Origin of the sequence: Balneola vulgaris DSM 17893 (genome assembly GCF_000375465.1) — a bacterium.
Classification (GTDB): domain Bacteria; phylum Bacteroidota; class Rhodothermia; order Balneolales; family Balneolaceae; genus Balneola; species Balneola vulgaris.
Genome location: NZ_AQXH01000011.1, coordinates 1 through 20,717, shown reverse-complemented (window position 1 = coordinate 20,717; position 20,717 = coordinate 1). Strand labels below are relative to the sequence as shown.

The window sequence follows — 20,717 nt, the reverse complement described above, 5'->3', positions numbered from 1 at the left end:
TAAAATTAATTGGTCATCCTGATCCGCCAATAGGCGGTGAAGGATCTTGCGGGATAATAGCATGAGGTAAACAATCCACTTAATGCCGCGATCAATACTTCAAAAGTGGTCATCCTGAACTTGATTCAGGATCTGTAAGGGAATCCTTTTTGCGCTGCAAGAATCTAAAGCAACGCTTCATCCAACAAGCCTTTCACACAATCATAGCCATCTTAAGATCCTGAATCACGCTTCACTTCGCTCCGCTGTTCAGGATGACGTTGTTATTATATGGGTAGGTAAAATTGAGAGATAGTATCGTTGTTGGCGAAGCTGGAGCTTCTAGAATGCATTCCCAACGGGGACGTTGGGAACGAGAGCAAGACCAAGACCAAAAGCACTATTACGACTTATTACCCAATTCCACCTTGAATATGAAAGTTTTTAATGTACATTTCGTCCAATCTAAATAAGGGATAGCAACACAACCTCGTTTTCTTGCATTACGGAGTTCATTTGGGGATCTAAAATTACTTATACAAACTTACGTACTAACTACCTCTCCTCTTCTAAATCAGCGCTGTTATATAACATCACTGCATTTCCGCTTGCCATTCTTTGTTAATACGAACACACAAAAATCTATTATGAATACAACGATTCTATCTAGAAGTACACGACTATTCTCGTTTTTACTTCTACTTATGGGTCTAGTTTTGAGCACAGGTACCACCTTTGCACAATCGCTAGATTTAGACCTCATTGAGTCTATGAAACCACGGAATATTGGCCCAGCTAATATGAGTGGACGTATCACATCTATCGATGTAGTACGCACCGATCCCGATATTATTTACGCAGGTTCTGCCTCTGGTGGTCTCTGGAAATCTGAAAGTGGTGGCATCGACTGGGAACCCATTTTTGATGACAACCTCGCTCTTTCTATTGGTGCTGTTGCAGTATCACAGAAAAACCCAAGCATTGTTTGGGCGGGTACGGGTGAAGGAAACCCAAGAAACAGTTTAAACGGTGGCTATGGGGTATACCGTAGTTTAGACGCCGGTAAAACATGGGAGTTGATGGGCCTTGAAGAAACGCGCAACATCCACCGAATCATCATTCACCCAGACGATCCAAACACCGTATTTATCGGTGCGATTGGTTCACCTTGGGGCGACCATGAGCAACGTGGCGTTTATAAAACTACCGATGGTGGTGAGACTTGGGAGAAAATCCTATACGTCGACCAAATGACAGGTGTTGGTGATATGGTTATGGATCCATCTAACCCAAACAAGATCTTAGTGAACATGTGGCAACACCGTCGTGAGCCATGGTTCTTCAAATCAGGTGGACCAAGTTCAGGACTTTACATCACTATGGATGGTGGTAAAAACTGGACTAAGCAAACAGCAAAAGACAATGGACTTCCTAAAGGTGATTTAGGACGTATGGGACTTGCCTTCGCAACCAACGATCCATCTCGTGTTTATGCTATTATTGAAGCCAAAGACAATGCCCTTTATCGTTCTGAAGATGGCGGCATGAACTGGAAGATGATTAACGATAAATCTGAAATCGGTAATCGTCCATTCTACTATTTCGACATCTACGTAGATCCTAAAAATGAAAACCGTCTATACAGCATCTTCACCAATGTGAATGTAAGTGAAGACGGTGGTAACTCTTTCCGTGGACTCATTGGCCGTGGTTTAATTCACGTTGATCACCATGCCCTCTACATCCACCCAGATAACCCTGAGTACATGATCTTAGGAAACGACGGTGGTATGGCTATTACTCGTGATATGGGTAAGACTTGGCAATTCGTTGAGAACCTAGCTCTTGGGCAGTTCTATCACATCAATGTGGATAATGAAATCCCATACAATGTTTACGGTGGACTTCAAGATAATGGAACTTACACTGGTCCGGCTTACGCATGGGTTCGTGGTGGATTACGCAACGACTACTACTTCTCAGTTTCAGGTGGTGATGGCTTTGATGTAATGGCTGATCCAGATGATGCTCGTTATGGGTATTCAATGTCCCAAAAAGGGAACGTACTTCGCTACGACAAAGAAACAGGACGTACTAAAGGCATTAAGCCAATTCATCCTGATCCTGACATGGTACTTCGATTCAACTGGAACGCGGCTATTGCACAAGATCCATTTGATAACTCTACCATCTACTTTGGTAGTCAGTTTGTACACAAGAGTACTGATAAAGGCGATAGCTGGGAAGTGATCTCACCTGATTTAACCACCAACGACCCTGAAAAACAAAAGCAGCACCTTAGTGGTGGATTAACCATCGATGCTACGGGTGCTGAGAACTTTACATCATTACTCGCTATTGAACCAAGTGCCTTAGAACAAGGTGTACTTTGGGCGGGCTCTGATGATGGCCTCATCCATGTAACTCGAGATGGTGGTAACACTTGGACCAATGTATCTAAGAACCTCAAGGGTGTTCCAGAAGGAAGTTGGGTTGCTCAAATCAAAGCTTCACGTCATAACAAAGGCGAAGCGGTTGCTGTAATCAACAACTACCGCCGTTTTGATTTCAAACCATACCTAATGCATACTACCAACTATGGTAAATCTTGGAAATCACTTGCTGATGAAGACGATGTATTCGGTTATGCGCTTTCCTTTATTCAAGATCCTGTAGAGCCGAACTTGATGTTCTTCGGAACAGAGCATGGCCTCTACGTTAGTATTGATGGTGCTAAAACATGGACGAAATACACGAATGGTTATCCATCTGTGTCGACTATGGATATGGTAATCCAAGAGCGTGAAAAAGATCTCGTAATCGGTTCTTATGGTCGTGCTATTTGGGTATTAGATGACATTACTCCATTGCGCGTACTTGCAGCCAACGGGCAGGATAAAGTGAAGGAAAGCCCTGTTACTGTACTAGAGCCTACCGTCGCATACATGACTACCACTAGAGACGGTGACGGTCCTGCGAACCCTGGAAGTTCAACCTTTGCCGGTGAAAACCGCCCATCTGGTTCTGCAACCATCAAGTTCTTTGCTAAGAAGCCTGAAGCTCCAAAGAAAAAAGAAGGTGATGTTGCCAAAGGCGACGAACGACGTCCTAGAGGTCCACGCGCTTCTGCTGCTTCTAGTGGTGCTCAAGCCATCATCAAAATTTCTGATATGCAAGGGAATCATATTCGTGAGATCAAGCAACCAGTAAGAGATGGCCTCAATATGGTTCGTTGGAGATTCGACGAAGACGTTCCAGAAGGAACCGTACAACCTCCACTACCTCCAGGCGTACCTCAAGAATACGCTCGATTCTTCCGAGTTAACGGTGCACCTGCTCTACCGGGCACTTATAACGTTAGCGTGACCGTAGGTGATCAATCGGACGAAACACAATTGGTTGTGAAGCTCGACCCACGTGAGAACTTTACTATGAGCGACTTAATTGCTCGTCGTGATATGCTTCGTGATATCCTTGAGCTATCAAATGAAGTGAATGCGATGAACACCCGTGTTACGGATGATATTAAGCAGATCAACAAAGTGTTGGCTTCGCTTAAAGAACTCGACGGTGATGACGCAAAAGCGATGAAGAAGCGTTCTGAAGAAATCAAAAAAGAGCTCGAAGAAGTAGGCAAACTCATCGTAGATCGATCTCGTGGTCGAACAAGTGACCCTCATTTGACTCAGCCTCTTCAAAACCGTGTTACTGCATTAAGTAGATCGGTAAGTGGTTCATACGACCGCCCGGGCAAAACACAGATGATGCTCAAGAAGTTTGTGGACGACCGCTTAGTAGAAGTTAAGCGCGAAGTTGACGCTTGGTATGCTGCCAACTGGCAAGCGTATATGGATGAAGTTGAAGCCTTTGACTTCTCTCCAATCGAAACCGATAAGTAATACGCTTATCACATTTTACCCAAAGCCTTCTTTGATTTTCAAAGAAGGCTTTTTTTTGGTCTATGCTGAGCAGTTCCGCTGTTCAGGATGACAGCTTTTTTGGTTGGATATATAAGTTAAATAGCAGCTTTGTTTTCGATCTCTAGACTTCACGTATACACTCGAAGTGACAAAGTTTATTACAAGATTCAGCTTATAATTAATGTGTCATCCTGAACTTGATTCAGGATCTGTAGGGGGAATCCTTTTTGCGCTGCAAGAATCTAAAACAACGCTTCGTGCAACAACCCATATATACATTCATAGCCAACTTAAGATCCTGAATCACGCTTCACTTCGCTCCGCTGTTCAGGATGACGGCGTTGTTGTTGTGTTTGGTAAATACATGAAATTACATCGCTATTAGCGAAGCTGGAGCTTCTAGAAGGCGTTCCCAACGGGGACGTTGGGAACGAGGTCAAAAATGCTGTCACCCTGAGCCAAGGAATGTTACCAATGCCTCTTGGTCGGTTGCGAAGGGTCTCAAACCTTGAACTAGCTTTGGGTAGTTCGTTCACTTGAGATCCTTCGTGTTAGCACCCTTCAGCCTCATCACAGCCTTTCCTACTCAGGATGACAGCTTTTTTTCGACCGAAGGGAGATATCTAAAGATTGACTCAACTATTCTGATTGAACTACAAGCCTCCAAGCACTCCCGGCGTTGGAATTGAGCAGAGATAACCAAACTGTTCCATCATATTTAAAAAAGGGAAGAATAACCTAAGATTCCCTGTCTGACGAACCATCGGCATCCATTTATATCAACGCTGAAATAAGTATCCGATGGGAGGAGTTTGGAATCTTATTGACTTTTTGGGCACGGGCGCCTGTCCCGTTGCAGAACGGGAGGTCAAGCCAAAAGTGTCATCACTTTAAGGCAAATATAGATATCACTTATTCCTACGCTTCACTTCGCTCCGCTGTTCAGGATGACGTCTTGGTTGGGGGTTTGGGGGAATGGAATACGAAAAATGCTGTCACCCTGAGCCGAGGAATGTAACCAATGCCTCTTGGTCGGTTGCGAAGGGTCTCAACCCCTGAACTAGCTTTGGGTAGTGCGCTCACTTGAGATCCTTCGTGTTAGCACCCTTCAGCCTCACCACAGCCTTTCCTACTCAGGATGACAGCTTTTTTTTCGACCGAAGGGAGATATCTAAAGATTGATGTTTAATTCCTGATTTAATTTAAAGCCTCCAAGCGCTCCCGGCGTTGGAATTGAGCAGAGATAACCAAACTGTTCCATCATATCTCGCAATGGGAAGAATAACCTAAGATTCCCTGTCTGACGAACCATCGGCATGGTTACATATCAACGTTGAAATAAGTACCCGATGGGAGGAGTTTGGAATCTTATTGACTTTTTGGGCACTGGCGCCTGTCCCGTTGCAGAACGGGAGGTCAAGCCAAAAGTGTCATCACTTTAAGGCAAATATAGATGTCGTTAATTCCCTCTCTTTGTTCCGTAAGTCCCCTTTCACACATTCATAGCCAATTTAAGTTCCTGAATCACGCTGCACTTAGGACGACGGCGTTGTTAGTGCTTAGGTATTAGAGTTATAAAGGTTCATTGATAACAATTCATTAAAAAGGCATCACACCAAAACATCAATCCATTACCTATATTCCACCTAAGCCAAACCAAACCTAACCCACTGTCATGAAACAGCTCGTTAACACCGCCCATGGAAGTTATGATGTACTTGAACTCCAAGAAGTACCCGACCTCATACCCGATGGAAATGAACTCCTAATTCAGGTAAAAGCAGCGGGCTTGAACTTCGCCGACATCCTCGCACGCAAGGGTCAGTACCCGGATGCCCCCTCCAAACCATGTGTGATGGGCTATGAAGTTTCGGGCATAGTGATAGCCGCCGGTCCCAACGCCGACTCCTCTCGTATTGGGGAAGAAGTGCTGGCCATGTGCAAATTCAAAGGACAGGCAGAGCAAGTAGTAGTACCTCAAAATTTGGTTTACAAGAAACCAGAAAAACTGAGCTTTGAAGAAGCGGCCGCCTTACCCGTCACCTATTTGACGGCATGGATGTTACTTCATGTTATGGGCGGACTTAAAGCTGAGGAGTCCATTTTAATTCACAACGCTGGTGGAGGTGTTGGCTTAGCACAAATCGACATCGCAAATCACATAGGTGCAACAATCTATGGCACTGCAAGTGCTCGCAAACATGACTTTCTAAAAGAAAAAGGAGTGCATCACTGCATAGACTACCGAAACAACGATTGGCTTACCGAGCTAAAAAAACTCACCGATGATCGCGGGGTTGAACTCATAACTGATCCACTTGGTGGGAAAGAATGGAAACGAAGTTACCAAGCACTACGGTCGACGGGCAGGCTGGGAATGTTTGGTGTTTCTACCGCCAGTGATGGCGACAAAGGTGGACTCAAAGGCACGGTGAATCTACTCAAAGCGGTTGTTGGTATGCCCCTTTTTCACCCCCTATCTCTCATGAGTAATAACAAAGCCACCTTCGGGGTGAACCTCGGACATATGTGGCATGAAGCCGACAAAGCCAAACAATGGATGACGGATTTACTGAAAGGCGTTGAAGAAGGCTGGATTAAACCCCATGTCGACTGCAGCTTCCCACTCGCCCGCACCGCCGACGCCCACCGCTACCTCGAAGAACGAAAGAATATTGGGAAAGTGGTTTTGGTGAATTGAAAATATTCGTCAATACTGTGACACCACGGTGTCACTTTGCATGTATAAATTTTATCTATAGTTGTCGAATCCCAGTCGTTACTTGACTATATTATCAAAACTTAGAACATGTTTAAAAAGTAAAGTATTATAAATGGGCACACTTAGCTTCTCGGGTCACGAATCTTTTCAATGTCGTAACCTTTGGCTTAAAAAAGGTTATGAATTTACTATCGCAGACAAAAACTTTAATGACAATTTATCTGTCATTGAATTAGGTGTAGGGAAAAATATGGTTTCCTCCATTAAATACTGGATGAAAGCATTTGATTTACTAGATGATAATGGAAGCATCAAGCAACTAACAAGTATTATATTTGATGATACGGGAAAGGACCCTTACTTAGAAGATATTGGAACACTATGGCTACTTCATTACAATTTAGTTTCAGCTAATAAGGCATCTATCTATAATTTATTTTTCAATTATTTCAGGAAACAACGAATTGAGTTTTCGAAGTTACACTTGATTAATTATTTAATAACTGAGTGCAATCATCGTGAAGAAAAACATTCTGAAAATACTATTGAAACTGATGTTGGAGTACTTTTGAAAAACTATGTTCGTCCTAACTCCAAATTTAATTCTAAAGATATAGAAGACAGTTTTTCTTCCCTTTTAATTGAATTGGATCTCATTAAACCTATTATCGACCGCAAAGATTGGTATGAATGCAAAAATGAGTCAAGACCATCTTTACCTACAGAAATTGTACTTTATTCGATTCTCTCTAATCCTAAATATAAAAGCTCAAGTTCCATTTCTTTTAACCACTTATTGAATGATGAAAACAGTCCTGGATTAGTATTTGCATTGGATGCAGATAGTCTATTAATGCATGTAAAAGCAATTACAGAAAAATTCGAAGGTGTCGTTTACAAAGAAGATGCGGGGATTAGAGAATTGCAATTTAGTTCAAAACCTGAACTATCGGATGTAATAGAGGCATATTATGACTAATACAATTAAAACTACATTCTCACCTTCTATCAATATTCAAAGAGATTCAGATAAGAACTTTGAATATGTAGTCACACCAAATTCTATTGATATATACAAACAAATTGTTTCCAATTTTGAAACTGCTATTCACTCTTTTTCAATAATTGGGTCATATGGAACCGGAAAATCATCCTTTTTAGTTGCGTTCAAAAGAAACCTCAGGGGGGATCAAAATATCTTTGAACCTTTAAATGGAGAACTCACGAAGGCGGATGCTTTTGAGTTTGACATGTTAGTTGGACGTCATGAGTCCTTAGTTAAAGATATGGCGGTTCATTTTGGCTTAAGTGAAAATGCTTCCGATAAAGAAATACTCGCAGAGGTTAAGAAAAGAGAAGAGAAATATAAAAAAGATGGCGTATTCTGGTTTATAATTATTGATGAGTTCGGTAAATATCTAGAATATGCTGCAAAGAATAACCCAGAAACAGAGCTCTATTTTATTCAACAACTTTCCGAGTTTGCAAATGAAGAGAATAAGAATCTATTCATCATTAATACGTTACACCAAGCATTCGATTCATATGCATTTGGTTTAGATCAACAGCAAAGAAAGGAATGGGATAAAGTTAAGGGGCGTTTAAAAGAGCTTACCTTTAATGAACCTGTTGAACAGTTACTATTTATTGCTTCTGAGCACCTAAAGAATAACTCAAAGCCGGTATCTAAGAAAATCCTAAAAAGTTTAGTTACTACAATTTCAGAGGCTCAAGTATTCCCTTTGAAGAGTAGACTAGATGAAGAACTTGCTAAATCTCTATATCCATTAGACCCAATATCTGCATCTACTCTAACTCTTGCATTACAAACATATGGTCAAAATGAACGTTCATTATTTTCTTTTTTACACAGTGATGATGAACGCGGAATAAATAATTTTGATACTAATAACGGAAAATTATTTGGCGTTGGAGAAGTATATGATTACCTCATATATAATCACCATGCATTTCTAACTTCTAAATACAATCCACATTACATTCAGTGGAATGCACTAAAAAACGCTATTGAGAGAGTTGAAACAATCTCAACTTTTGATGACCGATCACATGACTATGTTATGGTCGTAAAGGTAATCGGTTTACTTAATATTTTTGCCGCATCCGGAGCAAAATTAGACCATTCTTTTTTACAAAATTACTTATCAATTGTCTCGAGCATTATAGGAGTGGACCAACTGCTCGATGATTTAGAAAAGAAAAAAATAATACGGTTCAGAAGTTTTAAGAATCAATATATACTTTTTGATGGAACCGACTACGATATAGAACTAGAGTTACAAAATGCTTCTCAAAAGGTAGAGCTCGTAAAAGATGTTGTTCCATATGTCAAACAACACTTTTCATTCCCATATATACCTGCTAAAGAAGCATTTTATAAAACTGGCACACCTCGTTTTTTTGAATTTATTATATCAGAAAAGCCCATAAACGAAAGAGTAGAACAACCCTTAGATGGTATTTTGAACTTAGTATTTGGGGCTACAGAAAAAAAAGTAAAACTACTTTCTAAAGAGAATTCAAATGCCGTTTTCTATGGGGTCTTTAAAAGTGTTGAAAAGATTCAACTTGAGATTTTTGAAATCCATAAAATTGATTACTTACTAGAACTAATAGAAAGTGACAAAGTAGCTGAAAAAGAATTAAGAGCTCTTCGAAACTCTCATATAACAAATCTAGATCAATTAATTTTAAACAGTATATACAGCTCTTCAAAAGAGATTAAGTGGATTTATAAAGGTAACGAGATTGAAATAGCAGACCAAAGATCTTTCAATAGTCAGTTGTCAAAAATTATTGAAGATGTATACAATAAAGCACCGACTTACAAAAATGAGTTGATTAATAAGAATAGAGTTAGTCCTGCAGTATATAGACCAAGAAAAGAACTGTTAAGAATGCTTTTGGATAATCGCTATGAACCTTATTTGGGTTTTGATCAAGATAGTTTTCCTGCAGAAAAAACAATTTATCTTTCCTTATTACATCACACAGGTTTACATGAAGAAAGAAATGGAATCTGGGACTATTATGCTCCACAAAAAGAGAGTGAGCTGTTTCCTCTTTGGCAAATTTGTGAAGAGTTTTTTGAAAGCACTAAGTCTGGTAGGAAATCATTAAGTGAATTAATTACTGAATTAAAAAACCCACCCATTGGATTAAAACATGGACTAATTGAAATCTGGATCCCAATTTATACCTTAATAAAGAGTAGTGATTGTGCGCTTTATCACGAAGGGGCATATGTTCCAGAATTGACTTATGATGTAATCAATCTAGTATTTAGAAACCCGAAACTCTTCGAAATAAAAGCTTTCGAGATTGATAACAAAAAAAGAGAATTATTTACGAAATATCGCACTTTCCAAAACCTACCTAATGAAGTTCAATTTTCAAACCAAGTTTTTGTTGAAACAATTAGACCGTTTTTACTCACTTATAATGATTTAAATGAATACGGTAGAAAAACTGATAAAATCTCTCCCGAAGCAAGAAGACTCCGAGATGCAATTAAAACTGCTACTGATCCTGAAAAAGCATTCTTTGAGTCTTTTCCTCAGGCATTAGGTTATAATAATCTAGATCAATTAAAGAGTAAGAAAGCCATTTCCGATTTTATAGATATTTTAGATTCGAAGATATCTGAAATAGAAAATTCATTTTCAGATTTAATAGATAGAATCGAGGCTCATTTATTACATGTACTAGAACTAAAATCAGGCTTGAGCTTCGAAGAATATGTCACATCTATTAAAAAAAGATTTGAGGATATTAAAGATTTTCGTCTCGCTGATTATCAAAAAAAACTTTTGAATCGACTACTCTCTAAATTAAATGATAGAGAAAAATGGATTAGTGCAATAGGACTTGCAGTTATTGATAAACCTATAGCAAAGCTCAAAGATGATGAAGAAGAGAAATTATTTTACAATCTCACAGAAAGGCTTGAAGAGTTAGATAGTTTAGTTGAAATAAGTAAAATAAAAGTTGATTCAGGTAGCGAGGAAGCGTTTCATATTGAACTTATCCCACTTGGTAGAACTCCCATAAAACAAAACCTTAAAATCTCTAAGAAAACTATTGTTGAAAATGAAAGTAAAGTTAAAGATATTCGTCAGCGTCTAACTGGCAACAAAAAGAAAGATTTAGCTATACTTTTCACATTGATTGAAGACATCGCGGGGAACAAATGAGTCATAAAGTTAGACATGTACTGGGAATAAGCGGAGGTAAAGATAGTGCTGCACTTGCATTATATATGCGAAATTATTTCCCTGAAATTGAGTTAGATTTGTATAGTTGCGATACTGGGCGAGAACTTGATGAAACCTATGAGCTCATCGATAATCTAGAGGCTTATCTTGGCATGGAAGTAAACAAACTTCACGCCATTGAAACTGATAAAATGACTAAGCCTAATTTTGAAGAAAATGAAGAACTTTCGCCTTTCGATTACTTACTTCAAGATTATGGAGGCTTTCTACCATCTACTTTCTCTCGCTGGTGTACTAAGGACTTAAAGTTGAAACCTTTCGAAGAATACATTGGTGATGATCCAACCATTTCTTATGTGGGGATTCGAGGTGATGAGCATCGGGAAGCTTATGTATCAACAAAAGAAAATGTTCAAACTATATTTCCATTTAAAAAAAACATCTGGTCTTTTGATGTATTAGACCTAGTATTGGACTATCACAACATCGGTCAGCTAAAAGACATCTATGAAAATAAAGTTAAACCTGAGAACTTAGATCGTATTTTAGTGGAGGTAGAACGCCCCATTTCTATTGAGCATAATTTTAATAAGAAAGTAGATGCATTACTAAACTTAGATGTTACTGCCTTTAATCGTGCTGTATTTCATTTTTTAAAGAAAACCGACTTCCCACTATCACAACTAGAAGAAGAAGAGTTTCCACTTCTAGATAAATCTCATCTACTTCCTAGTGAACAAATCATTGTTCGAGAACAAGTCTTTGAAATGTTAGAAGAATCTGTTGGTGTCCCAGAGTATTACAAAAAATTGGAATACGAAGTGGAAGGCAAGAAAGGTACTTATTCAAGAACCCGCTCGGGTTGCTTCTTCTGTTTTTATCAACAAAAGATTGAATGGATATGGTTGTACGAAAATAATCGTGAGAAATTTGAAGAAGCAAAAAAGTATGAAAAAGATGGATTCACTTGGATAGAAAATGAGTCCTTAGATCAATTAACTCAACCTGAACGGATTAAGGATATTAAACTAAAACATATAGAAAAAAAACAGTCTGCTAACAGCAAATCCTCTAAGACTCTTCTGAACAATTTACTCGGAGAAGAGGAGAAAGGAGATTACTTCGATAAAGAAGACGAGGATTACGCGGGTTGTACGGTTTGTTTTATTTAATTCTGCAAGAAACGATTGTAGCTTACATATGTCACTTTATACCAAACAAGTAATTAAAGAGATAATTAATAGTTATTCGGTTAGAGGGAAATCACATTTCAGTTTATCTCAGTTGCGAAAAGACTATAAAAAGCAGACAACTCGTGAAATTGGATATACCGAGTCTCTTATGTATTTGAAATCATTTGAAAGTAAATTGATTTCAGTGAAAGAAAGCTATGATAGAATTTTTATTAAAAGACTTCAAAAGAATAGTGAACCTGAAAATTTAGTTCAAAAAAAATCATTTAATTATAGGAATACACATCAATATTGGTTTTACCAATCTAATGTAAATGAGAATATTCCTGTACAGCTAATTTCTCTGATTTTTAATATTCCTACAAAAGGTAGAGTCAAGAGAGATTTAGATAAATATGAAGAAAAAATTGCTGATTATTTTGATGATATCAAACTGAGTGATATAAAGTATCAATACAATGTAAATGAGAACTATATCCTTTTCCTTCAAACATGTTTATTTGTAATAAAAAGTGAAAAAAACTCTTTAAAAGTTAATGACTCAATAAAAAGTTTAATAAAAAATGTTGATGAATTAAGTACCAATATTACGGGTATTATTTCAAGATTAGAAAATCAGTCACCGATATATAAAACTGGAAATAAAGAATTAGATAAAATCATTAGGGATATAATGTCTAGTGAAGTGATAACAATTGAAGATTACCAATTTATATGTCATTCTGCACAGACCAAATCCATAAACTTAATGCATGTACTTATAGCCGTAGGATTCTATGATTTAAAGCGGAATCCAAACTTCAAAAGGGTAATCGACGAAGTATGTGAGGATGGGGTAATAACTAGCCTAGAAAGAGTTTATCTAGAAGGTAAAAGTAATGAATACGGAATTTCTAAAACTAATATAGATAGACTTATCCGACAAGGGATGGATAAGTATAAGATAATTTCAAATCTATTTATTACAAATAACGCAAAAAGAATTTTTACGGTTTATTTATTTGGGACTTATTTAGGCTTTAGTTTTGATTCTAAAACCCTTATGACAAATCTTATTTTTGAAAATGAATTAGATGTAAAAAACCGGGAATATGTAGAGAAAATATTGCTACAATCTGTAAATGATATATTAGGTGAGCACTATAATTTTACTCTATCAGATTTTGAAGAATTGAATGAAACGATTAATTCAATTGTCGAACACTCTAAAGATAGAAATAATTTTAGTGTTGATTACTCACCAGAATTTTCTGAATTAAAAGAAATTATAATTGAAGAAAAATATAGAATAGGTTCAAGAGAAGCTGATTTATTAGCTGAAAATATTTTATTTAGACTGCTTCAAAAATATCAAAATAATGGCGTTAATTGATCTTCTTAGCAATATTCCAAGCTCCATTAAAACCCAGATTTTAGGTTCTGAGACTACTAAAATTTTAAGGTACACTTTTGCTAATAAAAATGGAGTACTAGAAGATGATATTCTTAATGAAGCACTAATTTTACAATGTGGAACACACTTTTTTCATAGGAAAAAGTTAAGAGAATTAATTATTGCATGTATACCTAAAGAAGAACTAAGCTATTTCAATACCTCATCACACTCTGAGCTAGAATCTCATGTGCTCAATAATAAAGATAGATATGCTGACCTATTAGGAATTGAACAAGAGTTTCGACTTAAAATGCCAGTAGATGAAAGGAGTAATATAGAATTCTCTGTTCCAATTTATGGAGAAAATAATGGAGTTAAAGCATATCCTCATGAATACCAGTTAAAATTAAAGAAACGGGTTTCAGATAGTTTGCAAAATGAAATGAACCCCAAAATATTACTAACGTTACCTACTGGGTCAGGAAAAACAGTTCTAGCGATGGAGGCTATTATAGATATATTTCGTAATAGGAAATTTTCTGAAGCCCCTCAAATACTATGGTTAGTTAGTACAAAAGAACTTGCCGAACAAAGCCTAAATAGTTTCTTACAATTCTGGAAACAAAAAGGTGACCATAAAGTTATTGCTCGAAGATATTTTGGCAATTTTAATACTATAGAACCTACAAGTTCTAGTTGCATCACTTTTGCTACTTATGATTTAATGATAAACAGATTAGATGATAAGAAATTAAAAAAATATATGGGTAACTGTGATTTTATGTTTATTGATGAGGCACATTACTCACAAGCAGAAGTATATAATAAAGTAATACGGTTATATTGCGATACTAACAAATACGCAAGAATATTAGCACTTACAGCCACGCCTTTTAGAACTGATTTAAATGAATTTTCAGGATTTAAAAAATATTTCAAATCATTAGTACAATTAGATGATGTAATGAATACCGATGGTTTGAGTCCAATTCAATATCTACAAGAGGGCAAATATTTAAGTAAACTTCAAACTACTAATATTTATGAAAAATATGCACATCAACGTAATGAAGAATATTATAAAGAGTTACATGATAGAGTTTTAGATGTGTGCAAAAGTGTCATTGATCACAAAGAAAATATGATCATTTTTGCAGAAACTAAGTCTCATGCCGTGGCCCTTTCCATTTATCTAAGTAAAAAGAATATCCAAAATGGCTTAATTGTAGGTGAAACCCCTGATATTCGTAGAAAGGACTTATTGAGCAAATTTGGGGATAAAGAAAATGAATTAAATATTCTTATTAATCATGGTATACTTGCTACAGGAATAGACGTCCCCGGAATGAATGCAATTATGATACTTAGGGAAATAGAATCTCCTTCATTGGCTTTACAGATTGTTGGTCGCGCTATGAGAGGGCCAAAAAATGGGGGGAATGAAATTAACGATGTTTATTTGACTCAAAATAATTTTAACTATTTGTCAAAATATAACATCATCGAAGATATAGTTTTAACCAAATAATTTAGTGAATGTCTAATCCAATTTATTCAGCTGGGTATATTGAAACACATAGAAGTTCAGGATATAGGTCATCGATTTATGCTTTAGCAGAACTGCTTGACAACTCCATTGATGCAAAAGCTTCAAAAATTGAAATATTATTGAACGAAACTGAGACAATAGTAGGGCAAAACAAAAGAAGTCGGCTTTCTGAAATTATTATCGCAGATAATGGATCAGGAATGAATGAAGAATATTTAAATGAATGTTTAACATTCTCAAAGGGAAGTGGTGAAAGTTCTACAAGAATTGGAAAGTTTGGTGTTGGCCTCCTACAGTCTTCTATTTTTGTAGGAAGAAAAGTAGAGGTTTATTCAAGAGTTAAAGGGAAAAAAACATGGCGAAAAGTTTATTTAGATATTGATGAATCAAAAAATAAAACCCATGCCACATATGATGAAGCTAAAGAGGCTGAACCACCGATTGATATTCTTAATAAACTTTCAGAAGATGTAAATACCATTATTTGCTGGTCAAAGTTAGATAGAATTGACGCCGCTTTAGCCGACACAATGATAAGGCGAGCTGAATTACTGTTTGGAAGAATTTATCGGTATAAAATTCGTGATGGATTAATAATTAATATGAAATCTTACCATGATTTAAAAGGAAAACCCATAACTGATAAGAAACTAATACCATACGATCCATTATTTTTAATTGATGGCCAATCTTATATATCATCAATTCTCTGGGATGTTGCTCACAATCAGGAAAATTTAGGTATAAATACAAAACTGGGTGATGATGAAAAATATAATTCATCATTCTACTACAAAAAATTTATTGAAGGTTGTATTCCGAATAAAACATCAAAGCCAATTTTTCAAAAAGATGAACATGCATTTGATGTTGATTATTCAATGGAGTTAAATGGTAAAACATATTCATTTACAATTAGAGCCGCTTTTGCGTATAAAGACATCACAAAGCCTGGTGTAAGAAATGGTGGAGCTTTAAAAATCGGTCAAATAGCTGCAAAAAAAATGACTGGGTCTCGTGATTTTAAATCTGCTAATATTTATTTCCTTCGAAATGAGAGAGAAATTGATTTTGGTAGTTATGGTTTATACAGGGTTCAAGAAGAGGTCTCTAGGTGGTGGACAATTGAAATTCATTTTGACTCAAGCCTTGACGATGTAATGGGTTTGAGTAATAATAAACAATCTGTCGAATTTAATGTGACTTTTGATAGAGACAAGGATGAGATTGGGGAAAACCAAACAATGACAATGTCTCAAATTAGAGAGCATGTTTGGAATAAAATGACTGATGTTATTACCGATTCAATTAAAAGGATGCAGAAACAGTTAAAACAGTATGCGAAAGATTTTAAGGAACAAGAGGAGAATGATTTAGATCAATTAACAGGCAAAGATTCAGGACCTATTAAAACTCCTGAAAAATCAATTGTTGACTTAATAGCAAAATCTAAAACACAATGGACAACAGAACAAAAGGAAGATTTACTAAACGTATTAAAACCTTTTTTTATGAATGTTCATACCAAAGACTTAAAAGAACAAATAGAAATATTTAGTAGAGAACTGTATAGTGTTTTAGTTATATATGCAGAGAACCAGACTAATAACCTTATAGAAGTTAGAACTATTAAAGGTTATAATATAATTTTGATAAACAAAAATCATTCATACTATACAATGGTTCTTGATCCTTTGAAGTCTAATAGACAATTGAAGGATTTTGCAATAGCAATAGAAATGATGTTGAGTTCAATGGCATTAGAATACAGGGGTTTAATAACTGAAGATAAAGACAGATATGAAATTGTATTAAAGGATTTTTTAGAGGGTGTTGCTAGGAGATTACGAAGTTATTTAAATCAAATTAGTCTTCGGTTTGAAACAGATGAAGAAAACAACGAAGAATAATTTTAAGATTGGCAAATATAAAGCTTATGTCTCGCCCTAGAAGATTCAGTATATAGAATCTCTTTTTTGTATTCTTGTGGGATTTTATCTATATCTAAAATAAATACAATGTCAGCTTCTAATCCTTTAAAGGTATTGATTGTTGTATAATGTATAGTATTGGATAAAAAACGTGCTTTATTATCTAACGACAGAACTTTATACCTTAGGACCTTATTTAAATCCTTAATACTGCTTTTATTTTTAGAGGAGTTTAACAATAATAATATCTGACTTGTTTCTACTTTCTGCTCATTGATTAATCTAATTAGTTCACTTTCTAAAAACTTTTGTTGATTCTTTACAGATTCAAAACTCTTGAATTCAACTGATTGTCCAATGGGAGAATTAGGGAAGGAAGAGATAGGTGTTTCTAAAACATTCGATAAATGTTTAACTATTGACTTAGTATTTCTACAATTTTCTGGAAGTGTATATTTCAAAAACTCATCTTCTCCTGGAATAGCAAAATTTCTTCCAAATATATTCTGCATTTTATCAATAAAAATATAAATACTTCCTTTATTCGATGATAAACTAAATATTAACTCGAACCATAATTCTTTAAAATCTTGTCCTTCATCAATAATTATGCAATCATATTTTTCATTAAAAAAGTAAATACATTCTTCAAGCTTTATAGGTACCAATAGTTCCCAAAAGTTATCCTCTTTACAATGAGTTTCCCACCATTTTAAGTCTGATTGTTCGATTATTGACTTAGCCAATGAATGGAATGTAGAAACTTGAATGTTAGGTTCATCTCTATCAAATCCATATCTAACCTTATTAGCTAACGTTCTGTTATAACACAAAAATAAAACCTTTTTCCCACTCCCTAATAGATCACTTGCTACAGTCTTTGCAATTATCGTTTTTCCAGAACCAGCAGGGCCATCGGTAATTATTTTTTGATTAGATTTGATACGATCGAAAATACGGATTTGGTCATTAGTGAGTTGAATAAACCTATTTTCATCATACTTCATTTTTGTACTTAGAATTTGCACAAAACCAATATCACGTAGTAACTCAGATTTAAATTTTTCATATTCCCACCTTTTACATCCTCTTCTTGATGAATTTTTCTCTTGAACAAAAGAAAGACAATCAGCTATACTATCCTCAATGTATAGTAATTTCCGCTGATCTATTATTTGCCTTTCATTAACTATAGGTGAAAGTTTTGCTTGTTCAAGCTCACAATCTGGGAAACAAAGCCCCCAACCGATGGCCATATTTCCAATAATACTTGAGTACTCACTAATAAGTGAATGCATAGCAGAAGAAGCCTGTTGATCAGGTCTTTTTATTAATTGCCTACCATTTTGTGTCCATTTATCATTAAATCCCGAATAATTAACAATTCCACCTTTAACCTCTAAACAAAAAAGCACTTTTTCGGGTATTACTATAATGAAATCAATCTCATATTCTGCTCTCTTTGACTTGCCAGTTGTAACAAATTTTTTTGAATAGTAAATATCATATTTATGAGATACTTTTTTTAACATGCTAAATACTTTAGATTCAGCTACTTCTGATTTTCTTTCATCAGGAAAAAACTCAGGGTATATCATAATTATTTATAAATCGATTAAAAAATGTTTAGAAGTGGAGAAAATTTATTTGACAGTATTATTGAATTCATAGATAAAAATGAAAACATTACTTTATTCTGTCCATATATTAAGATTGATCAATTAAAACAAATAAATACTTCTAAAAAAATAACTAGTATAATAGTTAGATGGCAGGTTCAAGATTTATGTAATGGAGCTTCTGATTTAGATGTTTATCACTATTGTAATGAGAATAATATTTATCTGTTTCGTAATCCTCGTATTCATTTAAAAGCGTTTTGGAATAATCGAAGATCTATACTTTTTGGATCTGCAAATTTAACAAACAACGGAATTGGTAAGAATGGTTCTTATAATTATGAGTTGAATGATCTTAAAACAAATATGAATGCTCATGATATCTGTTATTTAAACCACATTATTCAAACTAGTCATCAAATTTCAAAAAATATATATAATACATTAGAACAATTAGTTCGTGAATGTAGTGAGAATAAAATACCAACCTATCCTGAAACACCACGTTTTGATACTTTTTTAAGTCCTTTTTTATTATCTCAGCTTCCAATGACCGAAAGTGTTGAGGTTTTTTTCTCTAATTATTCAAAATTAGATCTGCTAACAGAAAATGAGTTAATTTATTTATGTCATGACTTAGCTCTTTATGATATCCCGTTAAATCTTGGTATGTATGAATTAAAAGATTTATTAAAAATTCATTTTAATTCACATCCATTCATCCAAGCATTTAAATATAGTATTATCAATTCAAAAAATAATTCTATGAATTATGGACGAGTAGTAAGGTGGATACAGGATAATACTACTTCTGTACCAATTCCTAGAAGTTGGGAAATCAAAGAAAAGCAAATAGTAAATATCCTTTATAACTGGTTATGTTATTTAGATGAAGATTTTTTTCAGTATGTACCAGGTGTACGATCACAGGTTATCGAATATCGGCCACTTTAAAATTTAATATTCATCATTAAATATATACTAGTATATCAAATTGATTAAGTTTAAACACTTATCAGAGTCCTGTAATTTTACCTTTTAAAAACAATTCAATATAACTTCTGAAAATTAAATCACATTTCAAGTTGATTCTCAATTTTCAGGTACAATTTTATTACACTTAGAACTTTTTTAGCGAGTTCTAAATTCAGATCAACCCCAAATACCCCTTCAAATCAAACACATCCATCGGGGATTCTTTTTTGAGGTAAAGTGGGTGATGCGGGTGACCTGCTTTGGATTTTTTACCTCTGGTGAAACATCGGCAGTTATGTTTTAGCAGAAGCTCCCCAATGTCTTTCATGCACCTACTTAAATAGGGACGCTTTTCAATTAAGGTGCCCCAAGCACACCACACATCTACAGGCTCGTCGTACTGCGAAAGCAGCTCCTCCATCACTCGCATGTTCTCTTTATGGATCTTCAGCTGAAATCGCTTGTGCATTTTATCGGGGTTGGTTGCACGCTGAGGATAGAGATTGAACATCAACCAGCCATCGTAGCCTTGAGCGATGGCATAGCGAGCAACCGACGCCACCGTAGGATCTAAATTCCCAGGCTTAGCCGTACTTGGATTCACCCCAAAACACACTAGTGGCCTCTTCCCCTTCTGCCCTAACGAATATCGTGTTAAGGGTTCATGATGATGATAAATCCATTCACGGTCTAGGTACAAAGCGTTCCTATTTTCTTTGGGTTAATACTCTATTGCGGCTAAAAGATATAGGTTGGCTCACCCTTATGCATCTTTGCATTGGTATTTATTGTGGTTTGGCGTGGTAATGGGGGGGGGGATGAGGAAATATTTTTGAGTTACATGTCCTTTTTAATGACGGTTTGGGTACAACCCTTACGCACAATCATAGCCAATTTAAGATCCTGTCCGCCAGCTGGCGGATCGCTGTTCAGGATGACGTCGTTGTTGGTAGTTAGGGTAAATGAATGAAATCACATCACAATTAGCGAAGCTAGAGCTTCTAGAATGCGTTCCCAACGGGGACGTTGGGAACGAGGGCTATCTGTTGCGAAAAGTCTCAAACCATGAACTAACTTTGGGTAGTGCGTTCACTTGAGATCCTTCGTGTTAACACCCTTCAACCTCAACCTTGTATTTCCTACTCAGGATGACAGCTTTTTATTTGGTTGGATACTTAAGTTAAATAGCAGCGTTGTTAACGATCTATAGACTTCTCGT

Annotated in this window: 13 protein-coding genes; 11 read left to right on the top strand and 2 right to left on the bottom strand. The window is 35.9% G+C overall.

What is annotated here, in order from left to right; genetic code table 11:
- Window positions 1-284 precede the first annotated feature (284 nt).
- From B155_RS13895 to B155_RS0112520, 10 genes are all read left to right on the top strand, one after another.
- Window positions 285-452, top strand: a complete 168-nt coding sequence (locus tag B155_RS13895; protein WP_157464870.1) for a hypothetical protein — start codon at window positions 285-287, stop codon at window positions 450-452.
- Window positions 453-626: 174 nt separating this feature from the next.
- Window positions 627-3,878, top strand: coding sequence for a WD40/YVTN/BNR-like repeat-containing protein (locus tag B155_RS0112565; protein WP_205617782.1), 3,252 nt, complete (start codon window positions 627-629; stop codon window positions 3,876-3,878).
- Window positions 3,879-4,080: 202 nt separating this feature from the next.
- Window positions 4,081-4,284, top strand: coding sequence for a hypothetical protein (locus B155_RS13945; protein ID WP_018128607.1), 204 nt, complete (start codon window positions 4,081-4,083; stop codon window positions 4,282-4,284).
- Window positions 4,285-5,574: 1,290 nt separating this feature from the next.
- Window positions 5,575-6,600 carry a synaptic vesicle VAT-1 family membrane protein gene (locus B155_RS0112550; protein WP_018128606.1) on the top strand — a complete coding sequence of 342 codons (1,026 nt, stop codon included), beginning with the start codon at window positions 5,575-5,577 and terminating at the stop codon, window positions 6,598-6,600.
- A 133-nt stretch (window positions 6,601-6,733) separates the two neighbouring features.
- Window positions 6,734-7,600: a DUF4007 family protein gene (locus tag B155_RS0112545; RefSeq protein WP_018128605.1), complete on the top strand. Its 867-nt coding sequence runs from the start codon at window positions 6,734-6,736 to the stop codon at window positions 7,598-7,600.
- Window positions 7,593-10,835, top strand: coding sequence for a hypothetical protein (locus B155_RS0112540; RefSeq protein WP_018128604.1), 3,243 nt, complete (start codon window positions 7,593-7,595; stop codon window positions 10,833-10,835). Before B155_RS0112545 ends, B155_RS0112540 begins: the two co-directional genes overlap by 8 nt.
- Window positions 10,832-12,028 carry a phosphoadenosine phosphosulfate reductase domain-containing protein gene (locus B155_RS0112535; RefSeq protein ID WP_018128603.1) on the top strand — a complete coding sequence of 399 codons (1,197 nt, stop codon included), beginning with the start codon at window positions 10,832-10,834 and terminating at the stop codon, window positions 12,026-12,028. The genes B155_RS0112540 and B155_RS0112535 overlap by 4 nt, the downstream gene beginning before the upstream one ends.
- 28 nt (window positions 12,029-12,056) lie before the next feature.
- Complete coding sequence (locus tag B155_RS0112530; RefSeq protein ID WP_018128602.1) at window positions 12,057-13,421, top strand: hypothetical protein; 1,365 nt, start codon at window positions 12,057-12,059, stop codon at window positions 13,419-13,421.
- Complete coding sequence (locus B155_RS0112525) at window positions 13,408-14,952, top strand: DEAD/DEAH box helicase (protein WP_018128601.1); 1,545 nt, start codon at window positions 13,408-13,410, stop codon at window positions 14,950-14,952. Before B155_RS0112530 ends, B155_RS0112525 begins: the two co-directional genes overlap by 14 nt.
- Before the next feature lie 8 nt (window positions 14,953-14,960).
- Window positions 14,961-16,883 (top strand): ATP-binding protein, encoded by a 1,923-nt coding sequence (locus B155_RS0112520; RefSeq protein ID WP_018128600.1) that lies wholly within the window; start codon window positions 14,961-14,963, stop codon window positions 16,881-16,883.
- Between the two features lie 2 nt (window positions 16,884-16,885).
- On the opposite strand, the gene B155_RS0112515 is transcribed toward B155_RS0112520, so the two are convergent.
- Entirely contained in the window at window positions 16,886-18,502 is a 1,617-nt protein-coding gene (locus B155_RS0112515; protein ID WP_018128599.1) for an ATP-binding domain-containing protein, read from the bottom strand.
- A gap of 24 nt (window positions 18,503-18,526) precedes the next feature.
- On the opposite strand from B155_RS0112515, the gene B155_RS0112510 reads away from it, so the two are divergent.
- On the top strand, window positions 18,527-19,477 hold the full coding sequence (locus tag B155_RS0112510; protein WP_018128598.1) for a phospholipase D-like domain-containing protein: 951 nt from the start codon (window positions 18,527-18,529) through the stop codon (window positions 19,475-19,477).
- A gap of 193 nt (window positions 19,478-19,670) precedes the next feature.
- Here B155_RS0112510 and B155_RS0112505 read toward each other — a convergent pair whose 3' ends face one another.
- Entirely contained in the window at window positions 19,671-20,198 is a 528-nt protein-coding gene (locus tag B155_RS0112505) for a DUF1643 domain-containing protein (RefSeq protein WP_026167352.1), read from the bottom strand.
- Window positions 20,199-20,717: the final 519 nt, after the last annotated feature.

What these genes read in the sequence shown, in the direction of transcription:
- B155_RS0112530 (WP_018128602.1), top strand. Translation starts at nt 12,057, where the DNA reads ATGTCACTTTATACCAAACAAGTAATTAAAGAGATAATTAATAGTTAT.
- B155_RS13945 (WP_018128607.1), top strand. Translation starts at nt 4,081, where the DNA reads ATGTGTCATCCTGAACTTGATTCAGGATCTGTAGGGGGAATCCTTTTT.
- B155_RS0112545 (WP_018128605.1), top strand. Translation starts at nt 6,734, where the DNA reads ATGGGCACACTTAGCTTCTCGGGTCACGAATCTTTTCAATGTCGTAAC.
- B155_RS0112510 (WP_018128598.1), top strand. Translation starts at nt 18,527, where the DNA reads ATGTTTAGAAGTGGAGAAAATTTATTTGACAGTATTATTGAATTCATA.
- B155_RS0112535 (WP_018128603.1), top strand. Translation starts at nt 10,832, where the DNA reads ATGAGTCATAAAGTTAGACATGTACTGGGAATAAGCGGAGGTAAAGAT.
- B155_RS0112525 (WP_018128601.1), top strand. Translation starts at nt 13,408, where the DNA reads ATGGCGTTAATTGATCTTCTTAGCAATATTCCAAGCTCCATTAAAACC.
- B155_RS0112550 (WP_018128606.1), top strand. Translation starts at nt 5,575, where the DNA reads ATGAAACAGCTCGTTAACACCGCCCATGGAAGTTATGATGTACTTGAA.
- B155_RS0112540 (WP_018128604.1), top strand. Translation starts at nt 7,593, where the DNA reads ATGACTAATACAATTAAAACTACATTCTCACCTTCTATCAATATTCAA.
- B155_RS0112515 (WP_018128599.1), bottom strand. Translation starts at nt 18,502, where the DNA reads ATGATATACCCTGAGTTTTTTCCTGATGAAAGAAAATCAGAAGTAGCT.
- B155_RS0112520 (WP_018128600.1), top strand. Translation starts at nt 14,961, where the DNA reads ATGTCTAATCCAATTTATTCAGCTGGGTATATTGAAACACATAGAAGT.
- B155_RS0112565 (WP_205617782.1), top strand. Translation starts at nt 627, where the DNA reads ATGAATACAACGATTCTATCTAGAAGTACACGACTATTCTCGTTTTTA.